Origin of the sequence: Archangium sp., from assembly GCF_036277355.1 — a bacterium.
Classification (GTDB): domain Bacteria; phylum Myxococcota; class Myxococcia; order Myxococcales; family Myxococcaceae; genus Archangium.
This window is the reverse complement of the sequence record NZ_DASUNC010000122.1, coordinates 20,596-45,594: the sequence shown is the minus strand read 5'-3', so window position 1 is coordinate 45,594 and position 24,999 is coordinate 20,596. Positions and strand designations below refer to the sequence as shown.

Below are 24,999 nucleotides of genomic sequence, written 5' to 3'. Positions count from 1 at the left end.
CGCCAGAAGCTCGAGGAGTCCCAGGTCCTCGTGGGCAATCGCGTGTGGCTTCCCTTCGTCCGGGCCCGCAACTACATGCGCTCACGGCAGTCACTCCTGGACTACTCCCTCACCTGGCTCTACCGCGTGGCCGAGCGGCACCGCGGCTGAAGGGCGAAACGACACCGGGCTTTTCGGGGGTGCATGCGCAATGGCTCCCCCGCGTGCGCGCATCGGATGAATTGCTCATCCGTTCGCATAGGTGCTCACGATGGCCGGAATACGCAGAAGGTGGCCGCCCACGTGACACCGGGCCGCCGGACACCACTCGTTGACGTCAACGAGCAATGTAGACAGATGTGTGATACTTATTGACGTCAACGAGTGACGCGAGGCGAGGCGCTCCAGGCGTCCCGTGCGTTGGAGGGCCGCGTAACCTGCTAAGTTGAGGTCCTACGAGGTAGGCCCCGCATGTCCACACATTCTCCCTCCCCCAGCCCCGAGAACCCCGTCCCCCCGCACGGCGCGGGCGCCCAGCATCCCTTCGAGACGCCGCCGCTACCGCCCGGCACCCGCATTGGCGGAGACGTGGTGGAGGGGGTGCTGGGCCGCGGCGGCTTCGCCATCGTCTACCGCGTACGCAGCCCCGAGGGCCGACTGTTCGCCCTCAAGGTGCTGCCGCTGGAGGTGAGCCCGGAGCGCGCCGAGCGGGCCTGGCGCGAGCTGTCGCTGGGCATGCTCCTGCGCCACCCCAACCTCGGGCGCCAGGTGGGCGCGGGCCAGTGGCCCGAGCACGAGCCGCGCTACGTGTGGCTGAGGATGGAGTTGATTGAAGGCACCACCCTGGACGCGTGGGGACTGGCCCCCGGGCGCACCATGGGTGAGGTGGTGGACCGGGTGCTGGAGGTGGTGTGCGGCCTGGCGGTGGTGCACGAGGCGCGCGTGGTGCACCGAGACGTCAAGGAGGCCAACATCCTGGTGCACCAGCGCACGGGCCGTGCGGTGCTGGTGGACTTCGGTGCGGGCTACCACGAGGGAGACCCCACGCTGACGAAGGGGATGTTTCCCCCGGGCACGCTGCCCTACCGCGCGCCGGAGGCGTGGGCCTATGGCCGTGCACACGCGGGCGAGCCGGGCGCGCACTACCGGGCGGGGCCAGGAGATGACCTGTACGCGGTGGGCGTGGTGCTCTACCGGCTGCTGACGGGCCGCTTTCCCTTCCGGCCCGCCGAGCACGGGGGCGAGGACGTGGAGGCGGTGCTGCACCAGCCGCCCCTGCCTCCGCACCTCGTCAACCCGAACGTGCCCCGGGCGGTGGAGGACGTGTGCCTGCGGCTGCTGGCCAAGACGCCCGAGGCGCGCTACCCGGGCGCGGTGGCACTGCACGCGGCGCTGGAGGAGGTGAGGGCCCGCGCGGACGTGGACTGGAAGCAGGTGCTGCACCCGGAGCGGCGGCGGCCGGTGAAGCCCTGGGTGCGCTGGGGCCGGCTGTTGGCGGCGGTGGGCGTGGGGTTGGCCGTGGTGCTGGGGGCGTGGTGGCCCGGCTCCAGCCAGGAAGTGGCGCCGGGGAGGCCAGCGCCGGAACCTGTGCGGGCCGTGGCCGCGCCTCTGCCCGAGGCGCCTCCGCCCCCGGCCGCCGCCCCGCCGCTGGCGCCCCGAAAGGACAGTGCTCCCGTGAAGCAGCCGCCGCAGACAACCCCCGGCCCCCAGCTCGAAGCCGCCCCGAAGCGCCGGGGCACCGCCATGCGCAACGCGTGTCTCGGCCTCACCGGCGCCGCCTTGCAGTCCTGCGTGGGGGCCGCGCAGCAGGTGCCCCCCGAGCGCCCCGCCCCGCCTCCCCAGGCCTGCCCCGCCGGGGCCCTGGAGACCATGACGGGTACGCTTGGCTTCCGCCTGGGAGAAAAGAAGAGCGTGGAGTGGAGCGACGTGCGCGGCAGGTATGTGCGCGTGGACGAAGACACTCCTGCCTACCTCGCGGGCGACTGGGATGCGGGAGCCGATCGCTTTGGCTATGGAGGACGCTTCGCGCTGCCGGACAACACCCGGGTCTCCGGGCGGCTCTACGTCAAGGAGGGGCGGGTGTACGGCCGCTTCACCGAGGCACGCACGCCCAACGGGGTGACGTACCCGGTGTGCCTGGAGTTGCTGGACACGGACAACAAGGTGGGCCTCGAGATCGAGCCCGGCAGCCCGCCGGGCAAGATGATGGTGGACCCCGTTGCGCGGGTGCGGGTGGTGGACCGCTTCAAATAGGGGCGTCCGGGAAGCGGGACGGTGGTGGGCCGGACACGACCGGGCAGGAGGTATGGTAGAGCCCCACTCCCGCGGTTCTGTCCACGTCCTCGGGAGACTCCTGCCCCATGCCCGTGTTGTCCTCCGCTGCCCTGTTGCGACTCGCGTTGCTCGCTGCCCCCCTGGACGCCTCCGCACTGTCCGCCCCATCTGGCTGTGTGACGGGGACGCGCCACCTGGAGCTGACGGAAGACATGCACGGAGAGGCACTCGAGGTGTGCATCCACCCGGGCCTCACCACCAGCTTCCTCTTCGACGCGAAAGTGGGGCGCGTGGAAGTGGCCGGGCGGGAGCGTTTCCGGGTGATGGAGGATGAGGCGGGCCTCACACTCGTGCCCTCGCGAACGCTCATGCGCGGAGAGCGCGTACCCATGACGGTCTCCTTCCAGGACGGCGCGGCCCCGGCGGACGTCACCTTCTCCCTGGTGGTGCACCCCTCCGAGGCCGCGCGGCAGGTGGAGGTGACACGCCAGCCACGCCCGCCCGCCTCCTGCGGCGAGGGCGAGCAGCAGGCGCGGGCGGAAGCGCGACAGTGCCAGGAGGACAAGGCGCGCCTGGAGACGCGGTGCAGTGGGCAGGTGGGGTTCCTGAGCCTGCTCGCTCAGCAGCTGCTGGGTGAGGGTGGCATCACCGATAAGAACATCACCCGGAGCGTCACCTCGCCTCCAGGCAACACGCTCACCAGCGTCAGCGCACGCAGCTACCGCTCCGGCACGACACGCGCGGAAGGTGAGCGCGAGGTGGTGCGGCTGGCCGTGGAACTGGAGTTGCAAAACACCGGGAGCATGCCCTGGACGCTGGCGGGGGCGGTGCTGGTGGGGCCCGAGGGCGAGGAGTGGAAGGTGCTCGGCGCGTGGCAGCGGGAGCCCATTCTCCCGGGGAAGTCAGGCAGCATCGGGGTGGAGGTGGAGATGGACGAACAGGAGGCGCGCGGAACCTTCTCGCTGAAGCTGCGGAGCCAGGAGGCGAGCGGCGGAGGCGAGCGCTTCGACGGCGTGACCTTCCCATAGCGCCACCGGGCCCCGCCGGGCCCTCATCGCCCGAGCAGCGCCTTCACCTCGCCCTGCCAGCGGGCGCCCAGCTCCGGGTGCACCATGCGGACATAGGCCGCGTAGCCCTCCAGCCAGCGCTCGAAGTCCGGCCGGCCCCTGGCCTGCGAGGCCACGCCGTGCTCGCGGCAGTTGGCGAGGATGGCCTTGAAGCGCCGCCGCTCCTCGCGGGGGATGGAGACCTTCTGGTTCACCGTGAGGCCCGTCACCCGCTGGCGCGAGCCCTGGCGCATCACCCGCCGCTTGGCGCCATTCTCGGTGAAGCCCTCCTGCTGGAGGATGGCGTTGAGCCACCAGAAGAAGCGGCCGAGGCGCTCGGGAGGCGCGCGGAAGGAGAAGGACAGGTCGTCCGCGTAGCGGGTGTAGGTGGCGCCGAACTTCCCGGCCAGCGCGGTGAGGCGCGCATCCAGGCGCCGGCAGACGAGGTTGGCGATGGCCGGCGACGTGGGCGCGCCCTGGGGCAGCACGCCCGGCCACACCACCGTCCCATCCGGCAGCTTCGCGCGGTGCGTGGTGAGCCCGGCGAGCACCCCGGCCACCTCGTCCCCGTAGCCGTGGGACAGGAAGAGGCCCTTCACCCGGCGGTAGTGCACCGTGGGGAAGAAGTCCTCCAGGTCCACCCGCACCACCGCGGTGGCGCCCACGTGGGGCTCCGCGTTGCTCACCGTGGAGCGGCCCTCGATGAAGCCGTGCGCGGCCGGGTGCGGCGTCATGCGCGCGAGCACCTGGTCGAGAAGGGCCCGCTGCACCTCCTTGAGCGCCTGGCGCGGCGCCGAGATGCGGCGCACCCCGCCCGAGCGCTTGGGGACCTCGAACTCCACGTACCCCGAGCCCGCCTCCGTGCCCGGACGCATCAGCGCGTCCAGCGCGGACTCGTCCACGCCCACCAACCGCGCCACATCGGCCCGGGTGCGCAGCGCGGGCAGCTCGCCCGAGGTGGGGGGCGGACGCTTCACCCGCCGCCTGTAGCCATGAATCTGGTTCGCGAAGAGGCCGAAGTTCCAGCCCGTGGGGTTCCACCCGCCCACGGCACCATGGCGGTAGCGGGGGTCCCCCCGGAGATCCGGCGGCGCCACGTCCGCGAGCCCCAGCTTGCGTACCGCGGAGCGCGCGCTCTGGGCCACCCGGTTGTCGGGATCCTTCACGCGCTGGCGGAGCCACCGGGCCGCCGTGGTGCTGGAGAAGAGCAGCGGGAGCTGCCGCACGCCCTGGAGCCGCTCGCGCGGGTCCACGCTGCGCAGCCTGCGCTCGACGGGGGCCTGCCAGTGGCGGCTCACGAAGAAGCGCGCCACCTCGTACTCGGCCAGGTCCTGGTGACGCTCCAGCAGCTCGGTGATGCGCTCGAAGTTCGCGTCGGGGTCCGCCAGCAGGGGCTTGAGCTCGAGGAGGAGGCTGGCGAGGTTCATGCGCTGTACCCGGCGAGGAGGAGACCGGTGCTCCTGGAGCCGCCGCCACCTGCACGGCAGAGGCAGACGAGGTCGGGAGGCCCGCAGGCAGACCTCGTACTGCATCGTTCTTCAATGGGTAACGTCAGCAGCCGCGACGTGACATCGCGGACGGAAGGCTGGCTGCACGCGACCCCAGGAGCACCGGAGACAAGCTCACCACAACCCGGACGGGGTGGGAAGGACACGCGCCTGCTCGCCCCACTTCCCTCTCCTTCCGGCGGAGGGTGATCAGCGTCGCGAGCGGCCCAAGAGGGGCCACACCAACCCCAGCAGCGCCGCCGCGCACACCAGGGCCAGCACCCAGGCCGCGATCTGGAAGAACCCGGCCGAGCTCCGGGCCGAGGCCACCAGCTCCGCCTTCGTGCCACCGAAGACGCGGGTGGCGTTCACCTCCGGCGCCGCCCCTCCGCTCGCCAGCGAGCCCAGCACCACCACGTCCTGGCCCGCCTCGAAGCCCGTGTACCACTGGGTCCCCGTGGACGGCCGCGATGGATCCCACGCCCCCTCGTCCTTCTCGTCCCGCCACGAGGTGGGGCCCCGCTCGTCCAGCTCCCCGGGCTCCTTCGTGGCCGCCCCGAGTTGATAGTCCTCGTTGCGGATGCGGACCCGCCCCGAGCCCGTCTCCAGCAGCAGGGGCGGCGTCACGCGCTCCCTCACCCGCCAGCGCGTCCGCGCGCTGCTCCCCGAGGTGTCCCGGTACGGCTCGAAGTGCAGGTACGCCACGTACCGGCGCAACCGCACGGGGTTGTCGCTGGCCAGCCGCCCCCCCACCAGCACCGTCTCTCCCGGTGCCATTCCACCCAGGGTGGAAGCCTCCAGGACGGGGAGTGACTCCGCCTGTCCCGCCTCCTCCCGGGCCACGCGTGAGGAGTACCCCATGGCGACGGCGAGCGCGCCGGACACCAGGGCCGCGAATCCCAACGCCAGCCACACCCCCTTGGAACGCCTTCGGTTCGAGGTCATCCCGAGGACGATGCCATGCTCCCCGGAAAAATCGGCCGGAATCACGCAACTCCCGTGGCGACTCCGCGATAATGGGGTCAGCGTAGAATTCCGGGCCTTTTTCGTGGCTCCCGCCGGAGAACCTCCATGCCTCCCATCCGCCGCTCTGATTCGAACGTCTACAGCAATGCCCGCAGCAGCGGCATCGAGGTGAGCAGGCAGAAGGCGACGACGGGCAATGGCTCCTCCAAGAGCGCGGTGAAGGAGAACCGCGTCACCACCACGACGACCCGCTCCAACGAGCAGACGTCCACGACGACGAAGTCGAAGACGTACGACAACAAGAAGACCGGGACGCGCGACCAGTACGACTACAAGGGCAAGGACACCAAACCCACCCAGAAGGGCAAGGTCACCCCGCAGGGCACGACGACGCTCCTGTCCACCAAGGGCAAGGACTCCAAGCCCCTCTACGAGGCGGGCGGCGCCACCCTGGCCGAGGGCAAGGGCAAGCTGCCGGGCGGCGTGGACGTCAGCGGCAAGGTGACGGGCCCCAGCTTCAAGGTCGATGGCGAGGCGAACGTCCAGACCAAGGGCCTGAGCGGCGTCGACATCAACCTGAAGCTCGAGGTGGAGGCCAACCTCGTCAAGGCGGAGGGGTCGGCCGAGAAGGAGTTCAAGTTCAAGGTCAACGGAGAGGACATCTCCGTCAAGGTGAAGCTGGGCGCCGAGGGCAACGTCGGCATCGACGGCTCCATCAACCTCAAGGTGCACGTGGGCAAGGACGGCGTGTCCGTGACGGCCGGAGCCGAGGGCTTCGCCGGCGCCAAGGGCAGCCTGTCCGGTGAAATCACCACCACCATCAACGGCAATGAAGTGGCCAAGGGCAAGCTGGGCGTCACCGCGGCGGCGGGCGCCATGGCGGGCGCGGAGTTCGAGGCCGGCTTCACCCACTTCAAGGCCAAGGCCTATGCGGCCGTGGGCGTGGGCGTGGGCCTGGACGTCTCGGGCAACGTGAACGCGGGCAACCTGGCCCGCGAGGTCCCCGGACTGCTCACCACCTGGGACGACTGAGTCCCCCCAATCCCCTGATGCGTGCCCGGGGGAAGGGCTACAATGCCCGGCGCCATGAACCCTTCCGAGCACGCCCAGCCAGGTCTTCAGCTCCTCGCCCGACGCGATTTCGCCGCGGCGGTCTCCGCCTTCGAGGCCGCGCTCCGCTCGCAGCCCCAGGACGTGGACTGCTGGTTCGGCCTGGCCCGGGCCCAGCTCGCCCTCGGCCAGCCCGAGGCGGCCCGGAAGTCGCTCGCGCGCACGGTGGCGATCTCCCCCCAGCACCCGGCCGCGCGCGCCCTGAGCGCCTCCCTGGACGATGATGGGGACAGCCCCGGCATCCTGAAGGAGCTGGCCAGCCTGGCGCAGGCCCCGGGCGCCGGTTTCGCGGAGCACTACGCCCACGCCCAGGCCCTGCTGCGCCGGGGCATGGACGCCGAGGCCTCCCAGGCGCTGCGCGCGGCGCTCACCCTCCATCCCGAGAGCCCCCAGGCGTTGGTGGACCTGGGACAGGTGGCCCTGCGCCAGGGCCGCCCGGAGAAGGCCAGGGAGGCGTTCCGCGTGGCCAGCGGGCTCGCCCCCGGCGAGTGGATGCCCCGGCTGCTGCATGCCCGCGCGCTCATGGCCCTGAAGGACTTCGGCGCGGCCATGGGCGTGCTGACGGAGGCCGTGACCGCCCACCCCCGCGAGGCGCCGCTGCAGGAGGCGCGCTTCCAATGCGCCCTGGTGATGGGCGAGCCCCAGAAGGCCGTCGAGGCGGCGCGCGCGCTCGAGGCCCTCAAGCCCGGGGATGCCAACCCCCTCTACCAGCGCGGCCTGGCCCTGCTCACCATGGGGAAGCTGCCCGAGTCGGCCCAGGCGCTCCAGGAGGCCATCCAGCGCGCCCCCGAGGCGCTCGAGCCCCGGCACGCGCTCGCGCAGGTGCGCACGGCGCAGGGCCAGCACGCCGAGGCGCTCGCGGTGCTGGAGGAGCTGCACCGCACCGCGCCGCGGGCCCTGGAGCCCATGTTGGATCTGTCGCGCCTGTACCTGGCGGAGGAACGGGCCGCCGAGGCGGAGCGCGTGCTCCGCGTGCTGTCCGAGGAGCACCCGAAGGAGCCCCGGGTGGGCCTCAACCTCGCGCTGGCGCTCTTCAAGCAGGGCCGCAAGCCCGAGGCCCTGTCGGCCCTCGAGCCCGTGAAGGCCAGCAACGACGCGGCCCTGGTGGAGCAGGCCCGGAAGCTGGAGGCGCAGATCCACGGGGCGCCCATGCGGCCGCCCATCATCCGCGGCTGATCAGTCGCAGACGCCGCAATCGCGCTTGCAGCTGTCGGCGCGGTTGCCGGTGCCGCAGGACTCGTTGGGCCGCTGGCAGATGCCGTCCCCACACGTGGAGATGTCCTGGGGACGCAGCCGCGTGGTGAGCGGGTGGTAGGTGACGCCGTTGACGGTGCACCGGATGAAGTACGAGCCCGTGATGTCCGGCTGGCAGCGCGCGTGGCAGCTCCCCACATGGGTGAGCGGCGGGCACGCATTGCCGCTCGAGAGCGCACAGGCGCGGAGGCTGCTCTGCTCCGGGAACAGCATGCCCTGATCGTTGCCGGCGAACAGTCCCTCCCCGTTGAAGAGGTTGCCGAAGAAGCACCCCTCCCGGAGGGTGAAGCTGCCCCGCTCCGAGGCCGTGGTGGGAATGGACCGCCCCAGCGCATTGGTGCCCAGGATGGAGATGAGCACGGTGCGCCCGTACTTGTTGACGAGCGAGGCCAGGCACGCGGAGACGACCTGCTGCTCCTCCAGCGTCGCGGGCGAGCCGTTGGACCAGGCGGGTGCCAGCCCGAGGCCGCCGTTCCAGACATGGGTGGCCGTGCCATCCGAGTACGTCCGGGTCTGCCCGGCCGGGACGGAGCAATGGACCAGGTACTTCATGAACTGGTTGGACTCGGCCGGGTGCTGCTGGAACCAGGACGAGAAGCTGGCGCTGGACAGGCCGTTGAAGGCGAGCCCGTTGAAGGCGAGCCCGTTGAAGGCCAGGCCGTTGAAGGCGAGCCCGTTGAAGGCGAGTCCATTGCCCTCCTCGAGGGCCTGGGCCGCCGTGTGGGCAGGCGCCCCGGACGGGTTCACGGGTTCATCCACCGGGCCACAGCCTCCGGTGAGGACCAGCAGCATCACTCCGAGCACTTGGGTGGCTTTCATGGCGTATTCCCCTGGAGCCCGTGGGGGTGGGCTCCAGGAGAAGTGTCGCCGCGCGGGTTCACGTGGATGCTCCAGCACACACCGGCTCCGTTGCCCGTGAACAGTCGCCACGCTCTCGAATTCTCAGACGCCGGGTGACTCCTCGTCGAGCAGCGCCAGCAGGGTGTCGCGCGTGCCTCCCGGGGCCTGACGCACGAGGGCATTGAAGCGCTGGTTGCCCGCTCGTACGCGCTCGCCGTGGGCACGCATCGCCGCCAGCACGTCCGGCATCATCCAGGGGCGCTCGAGCACCTCCAGGTTCTGCCTCAGCTCGCGGTGGTTGCGCGGTGCGCTGAGGCACGCGCCCACTCCGGGCTGGGACAGCGCATAGCGGTAGCAGTCCACGGCGCTGGGGAGCGGCGTGTCCGGGGGCTCGCCCGGCGCGGGCCGCAAGAGGCGCCCGTAACAGGTGGCGGTGAAGGTCAGTACGCCCGTCCCGCGCTCGAGGGCCTCGGGGAAGAGCGCCGCCTCCGCGCCCGGGTGCGCGGCGCTGTGGCGCGTCATCACCACCGGCCACGGGTGCTGGCTCAGAGCCTCCCGTGCGAGCTCCCGGTGGTGGGTGGAGAAGCCGAAGGCACGGAGGCGGCCCTCGGCGCGCAGGGCCTCGAGCGCCTCGAAGTTCTCCGCGTCCAGCCGCTCGCGCGAGCGCACCCAGAACAGCAGGAAGACATCCAGGTGGTCCGTGCGCAGCAGGCGCAGCGCGGCCCGCACGTCCCGGCGGATGGCCTCGGCGCCCGAGTGGTACGTGCCCGCCACCACCACGAGCCCGTCCCTCCGCGTCCGGCCCGAGCGCAGGAAGCGCGTGAGCTCCGTGTAGCGCGGCTCCCAGAAGAACGCGTTCACCCCGGCCTCATGGGCCTCGGCCAGTGCGCTGACCGGCAGGCCGTGGGCACCCGAGAGCACGAGCGGCGAGACGCTCAACCCCGTCCGGCCCAGGAGCCGCCGGGAGGAGTGCAACGGGGACTCGGGTGCCGCGCGGACTGGCGCCTGCATCCGCTGCGAACGCGTGGGCCGGCGGCGCTCGATGTCGGGAGCCCGCGCGAGGGCCTCGTCGGGGAAGACGAGCGTCAGCGCCTCCAGGTGCGAGGCCACCCGCTCCGGCTCGGAGGCATCGCGCAACACGGCGCACAGGCGCTCGAAGGCGGCGTCATCCCCCTGGCGGAGCCACCACGTGTAGGCGGAGACACGGACGTCCTCGGCCCGCTCCGCCCCGGGGCCGTGCAGCAGGTCCGCCAGCCGCACGTCGAGCGTGTCACACGCCTCCAGCGCCGAGGCCGCCGCGGCCCGCACCATGGGCGAGGTGTCGAGCGACAGGCGCAGCAGCGCGCCCAGCTCCTCCCGCTCCCCCTCCGCCTGGAGCAGCCCGGCCGCGCGGGCGCGGATCCACGGGTCCGGAGACCCCGCTCCCAGGAGCGCCACGGCGCGCGAGTCCGGGGCGGACAGCGCGTGCCGGCGGGACACGAGGAGGTGCATCGCCGCGCGGCGCACCGGCAGGTCCGGGTCGCTTCCGCACGCGGCCCTCGCCGAGTCCGTGTCCAACACGGCGGCGCGGATCCACGGATCCTCGTGCCGGGAGGCCTCGCGCAGCTCCGCTTCGGAGAGCACCCCGAGCTCCAGGAGCGCCGCCAACGCCACCGCGCGGATGGACGGGTCCTCGTCCCCCGAGGCCCGGGCCAGCGGGAGCTCGTCCTCCAGGAAGGCCGCCGCCTCCGCCACCGCCCGGCGCTCGCGAGGGGAACGGGCGCGAGGCGCGAAGGCCACCAGCGCCCGGGCATGGGCCTCGAGCGCCTCCGGGGCCACCGGCCTCCGCTCCCACGCGGCGAGCACCTCCTCGCGCACCGTCTCGTCGGAGTCCTCGAGCGCGGACAGGACCAGGGCCCGGCTCTCCGGGTCATGCACGAGCCCCGAGAGCGCCGCGCGCCGCACCGCGGGCTCGGGGTGCCGGGCCAGGGGACGGACCCGCTCCAGCAGCCCCGGATGCGCCCTGCGCGCGGCCACCCATGCCGCCAGCCCCACCGCGCCCGGCCTCGGCGGCTCGTCGAGAATCCGGAACGCGAGCGCCACCTCGTCCACGTCGAGCCGCTCGAGCAGGGCCCGGACCTCGTCCGCGGCATGCGGGACACGCGGCTCGTCCAACCACCGCAGCGCGAGCCGCAGGGCCTCCGGCTCCCTCCGCTCGCGCAGCCGCCGCCGGGCCAGGGCCCGCAGCGGCTCGTGGGGATCTCCGAGCCACTTCACCAGCTCGGCCACGGGCACGTCCGAGGCGGGCATCCGCTCGAGCCGCGCCGTCACCACCGCCGGATCCTCGTTGTCGAGCGGCCCCGCCATTCCCTGGGACGGCCCGGGCGTGGGCAGGAGGGACTCGGCCGAAGCCGGAGCCGCCCCACCCCACACGCCCTCCAGGTACGCGGCGGCGGCCTTCACCGCGCCCTTCCGGGAATCGCTGGCCCCGGCGCGCACCCGCTGCCGCACGAGCGCGTCCGCCTCTCCCCACCAGGCCAGCGCCTGCACCGCCGCGTTGCGCACGCGCCAGAAGGGGTCCTCCAGCGCCTCCAACAGGAGCTCCAGGGCCCCCGAGCCCGCCACCGAGGCCGCGGCCCGGATCGCCGCGCGGCGCACCCACCAGACCGGCTCCTCGCGAAGGGCCCGGGGCACCCGTGTCAGCAGTACCTCCGAACCCAGCCGGGCCAGGGCGCGCCAGGCCCGGTCGCGCACACTGGCCATCGGGTCTCCCAGGGCCTCGAGCAGCGCCGGGACGAAGCGCCCATCCCGGAGCTCCCCCAACCGGCGCGCGGCGGAGGCGCGGACCTCGGCGTCCTCGTCCGTCAGCAGCGCCTGACGCAGGGCGAAGCGGCCCGGCGCGGCCGAGGTGTCCACGGCCTCCACCGCCTCGCGGCGCACCTCGGCGTTCTCGTCGAGCAGCCGCACCACGGCTGGATCCAACAGGCCCATGCCCTCGGACTCTACGCGCCCTGATAGAATCGGGGACATGCCCGACATGCTGGCGATCATCAGCAAGGCCGTGTTCGAGAAGGAAGCGGCCGGACGTGCCCCTGGCGAGGTACTCCCCACCGATCGCTACCGCAGCGCCAGCAAGCACCTGGAGCCGCTGCGCGCCGGAGGGCGCCTCTTCCTCGTCACCGTGCGGCCGCCCTCGGAGTCACTCTGGCTGGTGGCGGTGCTCGAGGCCCTGCGCTTCGAGGACGGCGAGTGGCGCGCCGCCCCCAACCGCGTGCCCATCACGGACGTCACCGCCCTCATTCCCCGCCTCCGCTTCGAGTCGGGCAAGGGCATCCAGGCCGCGAAGGGAGCCCTGGGCATGTCCCTGCAGACGCCTCGGACGCTGACGGCCGGGGACGTGGCGCTGCTGGAAGGGGGGCCGCGCATCAACCTCACGGCCCACGATACGCGGGGACCCCTGCCCTGCCTGTGCCGCCATTGCCTTCCCCGGAGCGGCGAGCGGGCCGAGTCGGGAGGCATGTCCTTTCTCCGCACCCGGGTGGAGGCCGAGGGCCGGACGCTCTTCTACTGGCTCCCCGAGGAGCTCCAGCCCGACACCGGGCGGGTCGCCGAGGCGGTCCAGAACATCCTCGTCCACCGTCTGCGCTCCACCGGCTGACGCCGCGCCTCAGACGGGCCGGCCCGGCAGGACGCCGAAATCACTCCGGGCGCTGCCGCCCACGCGCGTCATCCAGCGCAGCAGGCCCGGCGCGTGATCGAAGAGCACGTAGAAGACGCCCAGCGAGCGGGGCACGTCCACGATGGGCCTGCGCCGCCCGATTCCCTCCAGGATGGCCTCCGCCACCTCGTCGGGGCTCAGGGGCCGCACGAAGTCCGCCAGCCGGGGCATACGCGAGGAGGGCACGTGCTTGCCGAAGAACTCCGTCCCCGCCACCGTCCCCGGACGCACGAGCATCGCGTGCACCGGCGTGTTCCGCAGCTCCTCCTGCAACATCTGCGTGTACCCGCCCACCGCCGCCTTCACCGCCGCATAGGCCGCGGACGAGCTGCCCGCGAAGACGCGTCCCGCGGACGAGCCCACGTTGACGATGTGGCCCCGCCCCTTCTCCAGCATGGAGGGCAGCACCTTGCGCGTGGTGTACACGATGGCGTTGAAGCCCACCTCCATCGTCCGCTCCACGTCCTCCACGGACATGTCCAGCACGCTCTCCCACCGGATGAAGGCGGCGTTGTTCACCAGCACGTCGATGCGGCCCTCCTTCTCCAGCACCCCCTGGCACCACGCCTCCACTCCCTGCCGGTCCGCCACGTCGCAGCGGGCGAAGTGGAAGCGCCCGGGCCAGGGCAGCTCGGCCGCCCTCGCCGACGCCGTCTTCAGGTGCTCCTCGGAGATGTCGCACACGTACACCGTGCCTCCGGCCTCCGCGAGCCGCCGCGCCGTCGCCCAGCCGATCCCCTGGGCCCCACCCGTCACCAGGCACACCCGGTCCTTCAGGAAGTCCTTCGTCATGGCAACCCTCGTTTCACAAGCACCTTCCGTGCACCAGCCCCGCTCGGGGAAGGCACACGGGTTGCCAGCTATGCTGGAATTATCCAGTAATCCAGTAAAAAGCCGTGATTTATCCGGGTTCTCACGAAACGGGGTTGACCCGTTTCCACCCGGTGCGCGGGCGCTCCCAGCGGGCGTGGATCCGAGAGAAGTCCGAGGTCGTGGCATCCTCGCGCTCACGCCCCGATGAGACAGACCCCGGCCGCGGTGCTCCGTCCGCCCGATCCTCCCGGCCTCCCGGCGAGCGATGCCGCCTCCACCCCCGTGCCCGGTCTCCAGCCCTGGGTGCTGCGCCTGACACGGGGGGCCGGCACGGGCATCCGATACCCTCACCCCGTCCCTCTCCCGGAGGGAGAGGGGATATCGAAGCCGGGTGGGCACGAGCCCGAGCTGCTGCACATCGCCGAGCTCGACGAGCACCTGATTCCGATGGCCGAGCAGTACTTCGAGGCGCTCAACGGGAAGGCCAGCCGGCGCGCCAACGTGCGCGTGGACGTGATGGACGGCCGGCACGTCCTGAAGATGAGCCCCGACACGTACGACGTCATCCTGTCGGACGCGATGATGCTCGCGAGCGAGGACGGCCTGCGGCTCTACACCCAGGAGCACTTCCGCGAGGCGCGCCGGCACCTGCGGCCCGGGGGCGTGGTGCTTCGCACGTGCCGCTCATCAACCGGGACATGAATCCGGTGCTGGACTTCCTCCCCCGGGAGCCACCCGGGGAGAGCGCCGCCACCGTCGAGCGGCTCGTCGCCGGTGGGCCGGGCTTCATCTTCGAGCACCTGCACGCGGCCCCCGGTGGTCAGCAGGCCCTGGAGTCCCTGCGCGCCCGCGTCCAGCGGATACACGAGGCGGCCCCATCGGTTTCCCGGTGAAGCGGGCCTGATTGCCTGGAGGGCAGGCAGCCTGGAGGATCGTCGCGACGCGGGCGCTTTTCTTGATATCCTGGATCTGGACCCGGAATGAACGCACCCAGACCCCAGAGCTGGCTGCTCGCGGCACTGCTGCTGCTGTGCGCATGCACGCCCACGCCCGAGCCCCGGCTCCGGCTGGGCACGACGCCCTGGCCCGGCAACGAGCCGCTCTTCCTCGGCCAGAAGCTGGGACTGCTCCCCTCCGAGCGCATCCACCTGGTCGAGTACGTGTCCTCCGCCCAGCTCATGCGCGCGTTCCGCAACGGCGCCATCGACGCGGTGTCCACCACCCTCGAGGAGGTGCTGTCGCTCGAGCAGCTCGGCCATGATCCGAAGGTGGTGCTGGTGCTCGACGCCTCGCACGGGGCGGACTGCGTGATGGCCCGGCCCGAGCTGGAGTCGATCTCCGCGCTCCAGGGCCGGCGGATCAGCTCCGAGGAGTCGGTGCTCGGGATGTACATGCTCACCCGGGCGCTCGAGCAGGCCGGGCTGCGGCACGAGGACGTGCGGCTGGACATCCGCCCCCTGGAGACCCATGTGGCGGCATGGCAGCGGGGCGAGCTGGATGCGGTGGTGACCTTCGAGCCGTATTGCCAGCGGCTCGCCAGCCTGGGCGCCCGCAGGCTCTTCGACAGCTCCCGCCTCCCCGGGGAGATCATCGACGTGGTGGTGGTGCGCGAGGAGTTCCTCGAGGCCTGGCCCCAGCACGTGGACGCGCTGCTGCGCGGCTGGTTCTCCACGCTCGCCTGGAAGCAGCAACATCCCCAGGAGGCGATGCAGCGGATGTCGGGCCGGCTCGGCCTGGACCCCCAGCGCTTCCAGGAGGCCATGGCCGGCGTGCGGCTCATGGACGAGCCGTCCCAGCACACCCTGCTCACCGGCCCGCGGCCCGTCCTGCGGGAGACGCTCGAGCAGATGGGGGAGTTGCTGCGGCACCACCAGCTGCTTCCCGGGCTCCCAGGACGGACGGAGTCCTCGCGGATGCTCGAGACGGCGCCACTGACGCGGGTGTCGCCATGAGCGCTTCCGTCCCCACACGGCGCGCCGGGTGGCACCGGTTGCTGACCATGCGGGTGCTCGTCCCGCTGCTGCTGCTGGCGTATGCGTGCTTCTTCGGCCTCTACACGCTGGGGCGCGACATGGTCCACCGCGAGCAGCAGGTGGAGGAGCACGTGCGCGAGGACGTCACCCAGCGGATGACGCACCTGCAGGGGACGCTCGAGTACCTGCTGCGCACCGGACAGCTCGAGGCCGTGCGCGAGGAGCTCGCGGACCTGGGCTCCAATCCCCACCTGACGGTGGGACTGCTGCTCGATGACCAGCGCAACGTGCTGGCCGCCACCCGGCTGGACCTGCTCGGCCATCCGGTCTGGGAGGCCTGGCCGGAGCTCATCCGTCCGGGAGCCCTCGCCCGCATGAAGACCGCGAGGGTGCGGATGAGCGGGGACGTGCAGGTGAGCGAGGACGGCTCGCGGGTGGAGGGCTACTACCCCATCCAGCTCAGCCCCCAGCCCCTGGGGAGCCAGGTGGGCATCCTCTACCTCCAGCACGACCTGACGCAGCTCAAGGCCGCGCAGCGCTACCGGGCCGAGCGCTCCGCGCTCCGTTCGAGCCTGCTGCTGGTGCTGATCGCCGGGCTGCTGGGGCTCTTCTTCCACTTCGCGCTGGGGAGGCGCGTGCGGCGCCTGGAGTTCGTCGCCCACCAGCTCGCGGGGGGAGAGCTGAGCGCACGCGCCGGGTTGCGCGGGATGGACGAGATGGGGGCGCTGGGCCGGGCCTTCGACGAGATGGCCGAGCGCCTCAGCCAGGAGCGGGAGGCCCTGCGGCGCTCGGAGGCGAGCTTCCGCACGCTCATCGAGCGCACGCCGGACGCCGTCTTCGTCCACCGGGAGCGGAGGCTGCTCTTCGCCAACCCCGCGGCCGTCGCGCTGCTGGGCTACACGCGCGAGGAGGAGCTGCGGGGCCGGGCGGTGGAGGAGCTGCTCATGCCCGGGGAGCAGGACTCGCTCGCCGAGACGTCCCAGCCCGGCTCGGCGCGGGAGGTGCGTTTCCGGTACCGGGAAGGGCAGCAGGTGCTGGGCGAGGTGGTGACGTTCTCCATTCCCTTCGATGGGCAGCCGGCGGTGGTGTCCATCGCGCGCGACGTCACCGAGCGCAAGCAGGTGCAGGAGAAGCTGCGCACCACGGACCGGATGGTGTCGCTGGGCACGCTGGCGGCGGGCGTGGCGCACGAGCTGAACAACCCCATCTCCTACGTGCTGAGCAACCTGCGCTTCGCGGTGGACGAGCTGGGGGAAGCGGGCGAGGCGGGCAAGCCGCTGTCGGACGAGCAGTCGCGGGAAGTGCAACAGGCGCTGCGCGAGGCACTCGAGGGCGGCGAGCGCATGCGCAACATCGTGCATGACCTGAGGAGCTTCTCGCGCCGGGAGGACGAGCACTTCGGCCCGGTGGACATCCACGCGGTGCTCGACTCGTGCGCGAGCCTGGCGCGCACCACCATCCGCCACCGCGCGCAGCTGGTGAAGGAGTACGGGGAGGTGCCGCGCGTGCTGGCCAACGAGTCGCGGCTCGGGCAGCTGTTCCTCAACCTGCTCGTCAACGCGGGCCAGGCCATTCCCGAGGGGGACGCGAAGGCGCACAGCGTCCACGTCATCACGGAGCGGGTGGACGAGAGCTGGGTGGTGGTGTCGGTGCGGGACACGGGCGTGGGGATTCCGCCGGAGAACCTGCAGCGGCTGTTCAAGCCGTTCTTCACCACCAAGCCCGTGGGCGTGGGGACGGGGCTGGGCCTGTCCATCTGCCATGGCATCGTCACGGCGATGGGGGGGCGCATCGAGGTGTCCAGCGAAGTGGGCAAGGGCACCACCTTCCGCGTCTACATGCCCGTGGCCGACAAGGTCGGGAAGGCCAGCGGCCAGGCGAAGTCCGCCTGAGCGGTGGTGCCCGAGGCCTACTTCCGCGCGAGCGCGAGGTCGAAGCGGATGACCACCGCGTCACCCACCTTCATGGTGCCCAGCATCAGGGTGGGCGGGCGCACGCCCCAGTCCGTCATGCGCAGCAGGTACCGGCCCTGCACGCGCAGCTTGCCCTCGGGCGTGCTCGAGGCGCGGGCCACCAGGTCCACCGGCTTCGTCACCCCCGCCATCGTGAGCTCGCCGCGGATGCGCAGGGGCACCTGGCCGTCCTTTGGAGCGCTCGCCTCGTAGCCACTCATCCGGAAGCGGATGGTGGGGTGCTGCTGCTGCTGCAGGGCGTTGGACATGTGCTCGTTCATCGTCCCGTTGGCGCAGTCGAGCTTGCTGGTGGGAATCTCCAGCTGAGCCTCGCGCAGCGCTCCGGCCAGTTGCTCCAATGTGAGCGCACCGCCGGCCTCGCCCGGGGTGAAGCGGGCGTCCATCCCCTTCGCCTTGCAGGTGAAGCTGCGCACCGTGGACGTCCCGTCGATGGCCAGCTCGCCACCCGGCTGCAACTCCACGGCGGTCTGCGCGGCGGCCAGCCCCGGCCAACCCAGCGTCATCATCAACAGCGGAACAAAGCGTTTCATGGTTCGGCTCTCCTCTCGTTGTCCGGCGGGCGCGGCTCGAGCTCGAGGACCAGCTGCCCGGCGACGGGCACCTGCGACTCGATGCGCACCGGCAGCCGGCGTTCATCATCGGTGAGGTACAGACGCAGCAGGCCGCGGCCCCCGAAGCGCTCGGGGTCGCGCACCTCCATCTCCACCACCACGGTGGAAAACTCTCCGGCCGGGACGCGCAACGGCTCGCGCCGCAGCACGCGCACCACCACCGGGTTGCGCCGCGCATCGAAGTGCCGGTCCATCCGGTGCACGCGCCCGGGCGTGAGCTCCATGGTGCGCAGCGCATAGAGGAAGGACAGCTCGTCCAGCGGCTCCGGCGAGCTGCTCCGTCCCTGGGTGGTGGGCCGCACCCACCGCCCCTCGTCGGGGAAGATCTCCACCCGCTCGCGGACGGACTTGAGCGGGATGCGCTCGTCCACCTCGTAGCGCAGGGCCGCCATGCGCCGGGAGCTCAGCCACGAGCGCGAGTGGTGCTGGATGCGGAAGGGCCCCACGCTCGTCTCGAAGTCGAAGCGCAGCAGCACCACCGGCTCCTCACGCAACGGCGGGGCGGACTGAACGCGCAACCATCCCGTCCCGCTCCGCCCGTGCTTTCCCAGCGAAACCTGATAGGCGAGCACCTCGCCTTCCATGAAGGGCCGCTCACCACCCGCCTGGGCCTCCTGGGCCCGGACCGACGGAGCCAGTCCCCACGACAGCAGGAGAAGGAGCGCCGCTCGGAGAAGGCCCGCGGGGCGGCTTCTGCTCCATTGAGAGGGATTGGGCATCGAGGTCTCCATCGGGTACGCCCCACCCTCCTTCAAGCCATGTGCCGTGGCGGGTCACGGAGCGGAGCGGAGCGCCTCACGGTGCAAGACCTGCGCGGGCGGAGGGATCCGCGCAGATGATGCGGGCCCTTTCCCTCTCCTCCTCTTGGGAAGCGAGTTGGCGCGCGGCTTGCTCTGTCGTCGCGGCATGAGGCGGCCGGTTCAGTCGCCCATCAAGAACCCTCGAGAGGAAGACCCCATGAAGCTCAAGAATCTGGCAGCAACCCTTGCCGCTGCACTCCTTGGTGTGTCGGGCGTGGCCCAGGGCGCGGAGGTTCTCAAGACGGAGAACGCGACCATGAACGTGGGAGGCCGGCTGCAGCTGCTCGGCTTCGCCCAAAGGCTCGACGACGGCGCCCGGAACGACGAGCGGCTCTACCTCTTCCTCAAGCAGGGCCGGGTCATGCTCTCGGGCAACGTGGAGGACTGGCGCTACGGCGTGATGCTCGCCTTCGGTGGCGAGGACGAGATCAAGGCGCCGACTCCGGGCATCTCGCTGGGCCTGTTGGACATGTACGTGGACATCCCGGTGAAGATCCTCGGGAACTCGTACGTGAGGGTGGGCCAGTTCCGGGTGCCCTACGGCCGCGAGCGCCTGACGGAGTCGGGCACCCTGCTCTTCGCGGACCGGTCGATCCAGAACCTGGCCTTCCGGGTGGGCCGGGACGTGGGCGCGACCTTCCACACCCAGGCGGGCCCGTTGGTGGCGGGCGTGGGCATCTTCACGGGCGGCGGCCGGGGCATCCCCGAGCGCTACCTGCCGCAGACCCTCGGCACCCCGATGGTGGTGTTGCGCGCGGGCGTCGACACCGGCATCGGCGAGGACGTCTTCGCGACGCGCAACCTCCAGGCCATGCCCGACAAGCTGCAGATGGCGTTCTTCGTGAACGGCTTCTACATGAAGGACTCGCTGGTGGGCCACTCGACGGTGCTCAACACCCGGCCGGCGGAGAAGTCGCTGCTCATCAACGGGAACTGGAACCCGTTCCTCGCGCAGGCGCCGTTCACCCTGGGCAGGCTGTGGCAGGTGGGCGCGGACGCCGCGGCGCGCGCGCCCGTGGGCCCGGGTGTGTTGTCGGGCGAGTTGGAGGGCAACTTCGGCGTCTACCAGAATGACTACGGCGACATCCGGGTGGCGGGTGGCCGGGCGCAGGTGGCGTACCAGTGGAATCCGGTGCAGGTGGCGCTGCGGTACGCGCTCGTGCTCCCGGACGAGCGGTTCGCCGTGGGCAGCGCGCCCATCACCGGCAAGCGCGCCCTCCAGGAGGTGACTCCGGCGATCACCTACTCGTTCAAGGGCTTCGGGGCGAAGATCATCGCGGACCTGCCCATCCAGCTCAACACTCCGGTCATCTTCGAGGAGTCGGTGGGCTCGTACCTCCTCACCGATCAGCCGGATCAGACCAGCCTGCTCAAGAAGGGAGCGCCCATCTCGCGGCAGAACGTCATCGCAGCGCGGCTGCTGGTCCAGGCGACCTTCTGACGCGCATCCGCCAGTCATCTCCCCTCCAGTCATCTCCCCTCACCCCTTCAACAATATCCCCTCTCCCCTCGGGAGAGGGTCGGGGTGAGGGTATCTGTCCCCGTTCTCCAACCCGTGGCCCACCTCGTGGACAGGGGGTTCAACCTGGGATGCGTGGCACCCTCACCCCGTCCCTCTCCCGGAGGGCGAGGGGAAATGAGCGCGGTGTCAGCGCTTTTTCTCAGGGGCACGCCTTCGCGGACGTACCTGAAGGGGATTAGGCTGCCGGCGCGATGACGCCATCGGGCTCGACGCGCCGGACAGTCAGCGGGTGGCTCATCCCCGGATTGGGGCTCCTCGCCGGAATGGGTCTCGTGTACCGCCCCCTCCTTCAAGGGAAGGTGCTGGCCGGGCGCGACGCCTTCCGCATCTTCATCCCGGACTCGGCCTTCCTCCTCGAGGCGCTGCGGTCCGGGGAAGTGCCCCTGTGGAATCCCTACCCGCGGTTGGGGCAACCGTTCGCCGCGACGCTGTACTCGCAGGTCTTCTATCCGCCCCGGCTGCTCACCGTGCTGCTCGCGGGCCCGGAGCTCGGCCTCACCCTCCAGCACCTGCTCCATGTGGTGCTCGCGGCCGTGGGCACCTTCCTGCTGCTGCGTCACCTGCGCGCCTCCCGCCCCGCGGCCATGCTGGCCGCCGCCGCCTTCGCGCTCTCGGCCCCCTTCGCCGACCTGTCCGCTCAGCAGAACGTGGTCAGCGCCGCCGCGTGGACGGGCCTCCTCCTGCTGGCCTCGCGCCGCGCCGCGCTCCAGCCCTCTCCGCGCCGGGCCGCGCAGGTGGCGCTCGTCGCGGGCCTCGCCTTCCTCGCGGGCTCGCCGGAGACATGGTTGTGGCAGGCCCCGCTCGCCCTCGCCGTGGCGCTCGCCGCGCGGAGGGACGTGCGCACGCTGGTGGCCACCGGGACGGGGCTCGCCTGGGGATTCGTACTCGGGGCACTGGTGGCCCTGCCCGCGCTCGAGTTCGCCCGGAACTCCACCCGAGGCGCCGGACGGACGGACCAGCTCGAGTGGTCCCTCTCCTGGCCCCAGCTCCTCTCCGTGGCATGGCCCTTCGCCGAGCACCCGCGCTCGCGCTACTGGGAGGGGGACGACCAGTTCTTCATCCTCGTCCTCTTCCTGGGCACCCTCGTCTGCGCCCTGGCGCTCGCGGGCCTGGGACGCTCGCGGCGGGCCCTGCCCTTCGGCCTGGGGGCGCTCGTCCTCACGCTGCTCGCGCTCGGCGCGCACTTCCCCCCGGCGGCGCTCGTTCTCCAACTGCCGCCCTTCCACCTCTTCCGCTACCCGGTGAAGTACTTCGTTGGAGCGGCCTTCTGCCTCGCGGTGCTCGCCGCCTTCGGACTGGACGTGCTCGCACGCCGGGCCCGGAGGGGACGCCGCTCCCTCGTGCACGTGGCCGCGGTGGTGGCCGCGCTCTTCGCCGCCCTGCTCGTGGGCCCTCCCCTCGCCCGGCTCCCCGTCTTCCGCTCCGGCGTGGAGGCCGGACTGCCGTGGGTGGTGCTGGCGCTCGGCGCGGGTGCCCTCGCCCTCATCCTCCCCGCCGCCGGCCCTGGCCGGGGGCTCCGCGTCCGCCGGGCGCTGGCCGTGGTGGCCCTCGTGGAGCTGGGCGCCTTCCACCTGCTGCAGGGAAACACGGGCAGCGCATCCCTCGCTTCACTCCGCCGGGCGTCCCGGCTCGCCGCCGCCATTCCGCCCGGGTACGCGGGCCGCGTCAGCGTGGACCTCGGCTCGGACGAGCTCTCCGAGGTCTCCGTCACCCCGAGCGCCACCGCCGCGCCCCTGCCCGGCGAGGAGGGCTCGTACATCGCGCTCAGCCGGGACGCCCTGGTGCCCAACCGCTTCGTCGAGGAGCGGCTGCGCGTCTTCGAGGGCTATGGCGCGCCGGAGCCGCTGCGCATCGAGTCCCTCTACGAATCGGGAGCGCGCGCGGCCTTCGACCTGGCCGGGGTGGGCTACTACGTGCGCCGGGGCCCGCCGCCCTTCGAGGACCTGGTGCCCGTGCTGACATTGCCGGGACTGCCCACGCTCTACCGCTCGGACACCGCCGTGCCGAGGGCCTTCGTGGTGCACACCGCGCGCGTGGCCGGTGACGCCGAGGCCCAGGCGGCCTTCATGGACCCCGCGCAACCGCTGCGCCGCACCGCCCTGCTCTCCGAGGGCGAGCCCCTGGAGGGCCCCGGCTGCGAGGGCTCGACGGCCCGGGTGACGGAGTCCGGCCTGTCCCGGGTGGAGGTGTCGCTGGAGGCGTGCGGTCCGGGCTACCTGCTGCTGAGCGACTCGCACTATCCGGGTTGGGAGGCCACGCTGGATGGAGCCCCCGTGCCGGTGCTGCGAGCCAACGCCGTCATGCGCGCGGTCCGCGTGCCTCCGGGAACGCACGAGGTCCGCTTCGACTACCGCCCGCTCAGCTTCCGGCTGGGAGCGATGCTCTCCGTGCTCGCACTCGGCGCGCTGGCCCTGGCGCTCCGGCCTCGCGGGCCCGAGCGGCGAAGCGTGGAAGCCGGACTCACCGCGCGGTGAGATCCACGGCCACCTCCACCTCCTGCCCCTCGCGCACGGCCTGCTCGGAGACGAGGGCGGTGCCACCACCCCCAGCACAGTCGAGGCGGTAGAGCCCTCGGGCGAGCACATCGGCTTCACGGGTGTCTCGGGTGGTGGGGTACGCCACGCGCAGGGCGAAGGTGCCATCCGGCCCGGTGGTGGTGCGCGGCTCATACCGGAGCGTCTGGCCACGAGCCGTCTCCAGTTCCAGCACGGCCGTCACGGGAGCGCCAGGGCCGCAGCGGCCGCGCAGCACGGCACCGGGCACCACCTCGAACAAACGGGCGTACGGGAGCCCGGGCTTCTTCCGGCGCGACTCGGCCGAGTCATGGACGAGACGGAAGTGGCTGCTCGCGGCACGGTCTCCGGTGGCCAGCCCCGCGTGCTCGTGGAGCCAGGGCGAGACGGTGCCCTCCAGGGACTGACCGGGACGGCCGAGCAGCGCGTTGAACGGGGTGAGCAGGAGGTAGCGCGCGGTCAGCTCGCGGGCCCGGGCATAGGCCTCGTCCTCGGTGGAGGCGCCGAGGACGGCGGTGGCCTGGGCATTGGCGCGCTGGTGCACGGGCACCTGGGAGAAGGGCGTGGCCACCGCGGGGCGCTCGGCCCAGAGGACCAGCAGGTGCCCCATGTCGTACTGCGCGACGACGCCCCAGTCGGGGTGGACGCGCACGTCCCAGGGCGGAGAGGGCCGAGGGGTGTGCTCCCGCATCCACAGGAGCGTGGAGCGTACGGGAGCGATGGGGCTCGGCTCCGGGGAGGGCGGCCGGGGCATGGCCTCGCCGAGCAGGGGCAACCCCACGAGCGCGAGCACGGCCACCGAGGCCCGCCGCAGCAACGGACGCAACCCCCGCGGGACCCCCGCCAGCGAGGAAGCGATGAGCAGGGCCGCGCTCCCCACGAGGGCCTGGGTGAAGCGCGCCTGGAGGAGTGAGGCGGCGGTGAGCGAGAGCGCGACGAGGAAGACGGGGGCCAGGGACACCTCCCGCTCCCGCCACAGGCGCACGCCCGCGGCGACGAGCGCCACCGGAAGCAACAGGAGCACCGGCCCGAGCAGCTCGCGAGCGAAGTCCGGATCCTTCCAGAGGGGAATGGACTCCATGACGACGGCGAGCAGCGGATCCCCGAGCAGGAGGTGCTGGAAGGCGCGAACCCCCTCCGGGACGAGCGGCAGCGCACACGGCAGGGCGAGTCCGAGCTGGAGGAACCCACCGCGGCGGCGCTCGAGGAGGGAGGCGACGCCCGAGGCCCCGGAGAGCAGGGCCAGGGCGAGCAGGGGCTGGAAGGACGTGAGGCCGTGGTACGTGAGGGACGAGGGCTCGCCGAACAGCGCCACGCCGAGGGCCAGCACCGCGGCGGCGCCCAGGCCCATGGCGAACCCCACGCGGCCCATGCCGGGGCCCGGGACGTCCCGGCCCAGCAGGGCGGCCAACGGAAGAGCGGCGGCGAGACCCGGCAGCAACACGAAGCCGCTGGTGGTGAAGAGCGGCGCGAGCCCCAGCACCGCGCCCGTGACGGCACCGAGCATGACACTGCGCCGCGCCAGCGCCCGGCCCAGCAGGAGCGCGCAGAGGGCGGCGAGGGTGGGCTCGTGGACGTGGTGGTCCGCGGTGCCGAGCGTCCCGGCCATCACCGCGGAGGGAACCAGGGCGAGCAGCGCGAGTGTCCCGAGCGCCACGCCCCTCCCCCACCCTCGGCGGATGAGCAGCGAGAGCAGACCCAGCTCGAGCAGGGAGACGACGGGACCCACCCACGCGGCGGCGCGCTCGGGCTGCGCCGGACCCAGTGCGAGGAAGAGGGCCACGCCCCACGTATGCAACGGAGGCCAGATGATGGAGGCCCCGGTGGGGTGGTTGATGTACGGGTCGAAGGGCTCGAAGCGCGGAAAGGCGAGCTGCTGGAGCCGGGCGAAGCGGATGTAGTAGTGCGAGTCGGTGGGGACGAGCTCCACGAAGCCGCCGCCGAGCACATTCCGCCCGTCCGCGGTGCGGGCGGCGAGCGCGAGCGCGAGCAGCGTGGCCCAGGCCAGCCAGAACAGGGCGTTGCGCCAGGTGGGTCCAGTTCCCTTCAGAGGAGGCTCCCCGGAAAAAGCAACAGCCCCACGCGGCCTCGGAGGCCACGCGGGGCTGTGTGCGGCCACCGCATCACGCGGTGCCCACGGT

General features: G+C 72.0%; 19 protein-coding genes. 11 read left to right on the top strand and 8 right to left on the bottom strand.

Translation table 11 applies throughout. The features are described from left to right. Positions 1-450 precede the first annotated feature (450 nt). Together VFZ09_RS30425 and VFZ09_RS30420 are read left to right on the top strand one after the other, a co-directional pair. Entirely contained in the window at positions 451-2,232 is a 1,782-nt protein-coding gene (locus VFZ09_RS30425; protein ID WP_329731205.1) for a serine/threonine-protein kinase, read from the top strand. A gap of 107 nt (positions 2,233-2,339) precedes the next feature. Continuing rightward, positions 2,340-3,281 (top strand): DUF2381 family protein, encoded by a 942-nt coding sequence (locus tag VFZ09_RS30420; protein ID WP_329731204.1) that lies wholly within the window; start codon positions 2,340-2,342, stop codon positions 3,279-3,281. A 23-nt stretch (positions 3,282-3,304) separates the two neighbouring features. Here VFZ09_RS30420 and VFZ09_RS30415 read toward each other — a convergent pair whose 3' ends face one another. Continuing rightward, a complete protein-coding gene (locus tag VFZ09_RS30415; RefSeq protein WP_329731203.1) occupies positions 3,305-4,726 on the bottom strand; it encodes a reverse transcriptase family protein in 1,422 nt (473 codons plus the stop codon). A 270-nt stretch (positions 4,727-4,996) separates the two neighbouring features. Next, positions 4,997-5,731, bottom strand: a complete 735-nt coding sequence (locus VFZ09_RS30410) for a hypothetical protein (RefSeq protein ID WP_329731202.1) — start codon at positions 5,729-5,731, stop codon at positions 4,997-4,999. Positions 5,732-5,857: 126 nt separating this feature from the next. Between VFZ09_RS30410 and VFZ09_RS30405 the strand changes: the two genes are divergently transcribed. Both VFZ09_RS30405 and VFZ09_RS30400 read left to right on the top strand, forming a co-directional pair. Next, positions 5,858-6,784, top strand: coding sequence for a transporter (locus VFZ09_RS30405; protein WP_329731201.1), 927 nt, complete (start codon positions 5,858-5,860; stop codon positions 6,782-6,784). Positions 6,785-6,838: 54 nt separating this feature from the next. Next, positions 6,839-8,038 carry a tetratricopeptide repeat protein gene (locus VFZ09_RS30400; protein WP_329731200.1) on the top strand — a complete coding sequence of 400 codons (1,200 nt, stop codon included), beginning with the start codon at positions 6,839-6,841 and terminating at the stop codon, positions 8,036-8,038. Here VFZ09_RS30400 and VFZ09_RS30395 read toward each other — a convergent pair whose 3' ends face one another. Together VFZ09_RS30395 and VFZ09_RS30390 are read right to left on the bottom strand one after the other, a co-directional pair. Then, positions 8,039-8,935, bottom strand: coding sequence for a hypothetical protein (locus VFZ09_RS30395; protein ID WP_329731199.1), 897 nt, complete (start codon positions 8,933-8,935; stop codon positions 8,039-8,041). It abuts the gene before it with no gap. A 123-nt stretch (positions 8,936-9,058) separates the two neighbouring features. Next, the gene (locus VFZ09_RS30390) at positions 9,059-11,926 is read right to left on the bottom strand and encodes an aldo/keto reductase (RefSeq protein WP_329731198.1); all 2,868 of its coding nucleotides are present in this window, start codon (positions 11,924-11,926) and stop codon (positions 9,059-9,061) included. Between the two features lie 37 nt (positions 11,927-11,963). Between VFZ09_RS30390 and VFZ09_RS30385 the strand changes: the two genes are divergently transcribed. After that, positions 11,964-12,593 (top strand): hypothetical protein, encoded by a 630-nt coding sequence (locus tag VFZ09_RS30385; protein WP_329731197.1) that lies wholly within the window; start codon positions 11,964-11,966, stop codon positions 12,591-12,593. Between the two features lie 9 nt (positions 12,594-12,602). Here the strand turns inward: VFZ09_RS30385 and VFZ09_RS30380 are convergent, their stop codons facing one another. Continuing rightward, positions 12,603-13,445, bottom strand: a complete 843-nt coding sequence (locus tag VFZ09_RS30380; protein WP_329731196.1) for an SDR family oxidoreductase — start codon at positions 13,443-13,445, stop codon at positions 12,603-12,605. A 225-nt stretch (positions 13,446-13,670) separates the two neighbouring features. On the opposite strand from VFZ09_RS30380, the gene VFZ09_RS30375 reads away from it, so the two are divergent. The 4 genes from VFZ09_RS30375 (at position 13,671) to VFZ09_RS30360 (ending at position 17,331) form a co-directional block, all read left to right on the top strand. After that, positions 13,671-14,168, top strand: coding sequence for a hypothetical protein (locus tag VFZ09_RS30375; RefSeq protein WP_329731195.1), 498 nt, complete (start codon positions 13,671-13,673; stop codon positions 14,166-14,168). Further along, the gene (locus VFZ09_RS30370; RefSeq protein ID WP_329731194.1) at positions 14,144-14,359 is read left to right on the top strand and encodes a hypothetical protein; all 216 of its coding nucleotides are present in this window, start codon (positions 14,144-14,146) and stop codon (positions 14,357-14,359) included. The genes VFZ09_RS30375 and VFZ09_RS30370 overlap by 25 nt, the downstream gene beginning before the upstream one ends. Before the next feature lie 87 nt (positions 14,360-14,446). Beyond that, complete coding sequence (locus VFZ09_RS30365; protein WP_329731193.1) at positions 14,447-15,418, top strand: ABC transporter substrate-binding protein; 972 nt, start codon at positions 14,447-14,449, stop codon at positions 15,416-15,418. Then, on the top strand, positions 15,415-17,331 hold the full coding sequence (locus VFZ09_RS30360; RefSeq protein ID WP_329731192.1) for an ATP-binding protein: 1,917 nt from the start codon (positions 15,415-15,417) through the stop codon (positions 17,329-17,331). Before VFZ09_RS30365 ends, VFZ09_RS30360 begins: the two co-directional genes overlap by 4 nt. A gap of 17 nt (positions 17,332-17,348) precedes the next feature. Here the strand turns inward: VFZ09_RS30360 and VFZ09_RS30355 are convergent, their stop codons facing one another. Together VFZ09_RS30355 and VFZ09_RS30350 are read right to left on the bottom strand one after the other, a co-directional pair. Continuing rightward, entirely contained in the window at positions 17,349-17,942 is a 594-nt protein-coding gene (locus VFZ09_RS30355; protein WP_329731191.1) for a YceI family protein, read from the bottom strand. Beyond that, positions 17,939-18,742, bottom strand: coding sequence for a DUF3108 domain-containing protein (locus tag VFZ09_RS30350; RefSeq protein ID WP_329731190.1), 804 nt, complete (start codon positions 18,740-18,742; stop codon positions 17,939-17,941). Before VFZ09_RS30350 ends, VFZ09_RS30355 begins: the two co-directional genes overlap by 4 nt. Before the next feature lie 238 nt (positions 18,743-18,980). Between VFZ09_RS30350 and VFZ09_RS30345 the strand changes: the two genes are divergently transcribed. Together VFZ09_RS30345 and VFZ09_RS30340 are read left to right on the top strand one after the other, a co-directional pair. Beyond that, a complete protein-coding gene (locus tag VFZ09_RS30345; RefSeq protein ID WP_329731189.1) occupies positions 18,981-20,264 on the top strand; it encodes a porin in 1,284 nt (427 codons plus the stop codon). 344 nt (positions 20,265-20,608) lie between these two features. Beyond that, entirely contained in the window at positions 20,609-22,819 is a 2,211-nt protein-coding gene (locus tag VFZ09_RS30340) for a YfhO family protein (protein WP_329731188.1), read from the top strand. Here VFZ09_RS30340 and VFZ09_RS30335 read toward each other — a convergent pair. Further along, positions 22,806-24,977 (bottom strand): glycosyltransferase family 39 protein, encoded by a 2,172-nt coding sequence (locus tag VFZ09_RS30335; protein WP_329731187.1) that lies wholly within the window; start codon positions 24,975-24,977, stop codon positions 22,806-22,808. The two genes, VFZ09_RS30340 and VFZ09_RS30335, sit on opposite strands and share 14 nt — an antisense overlap. Positions 24,978-24,999 lie beyond the last annotated feature (22 nt).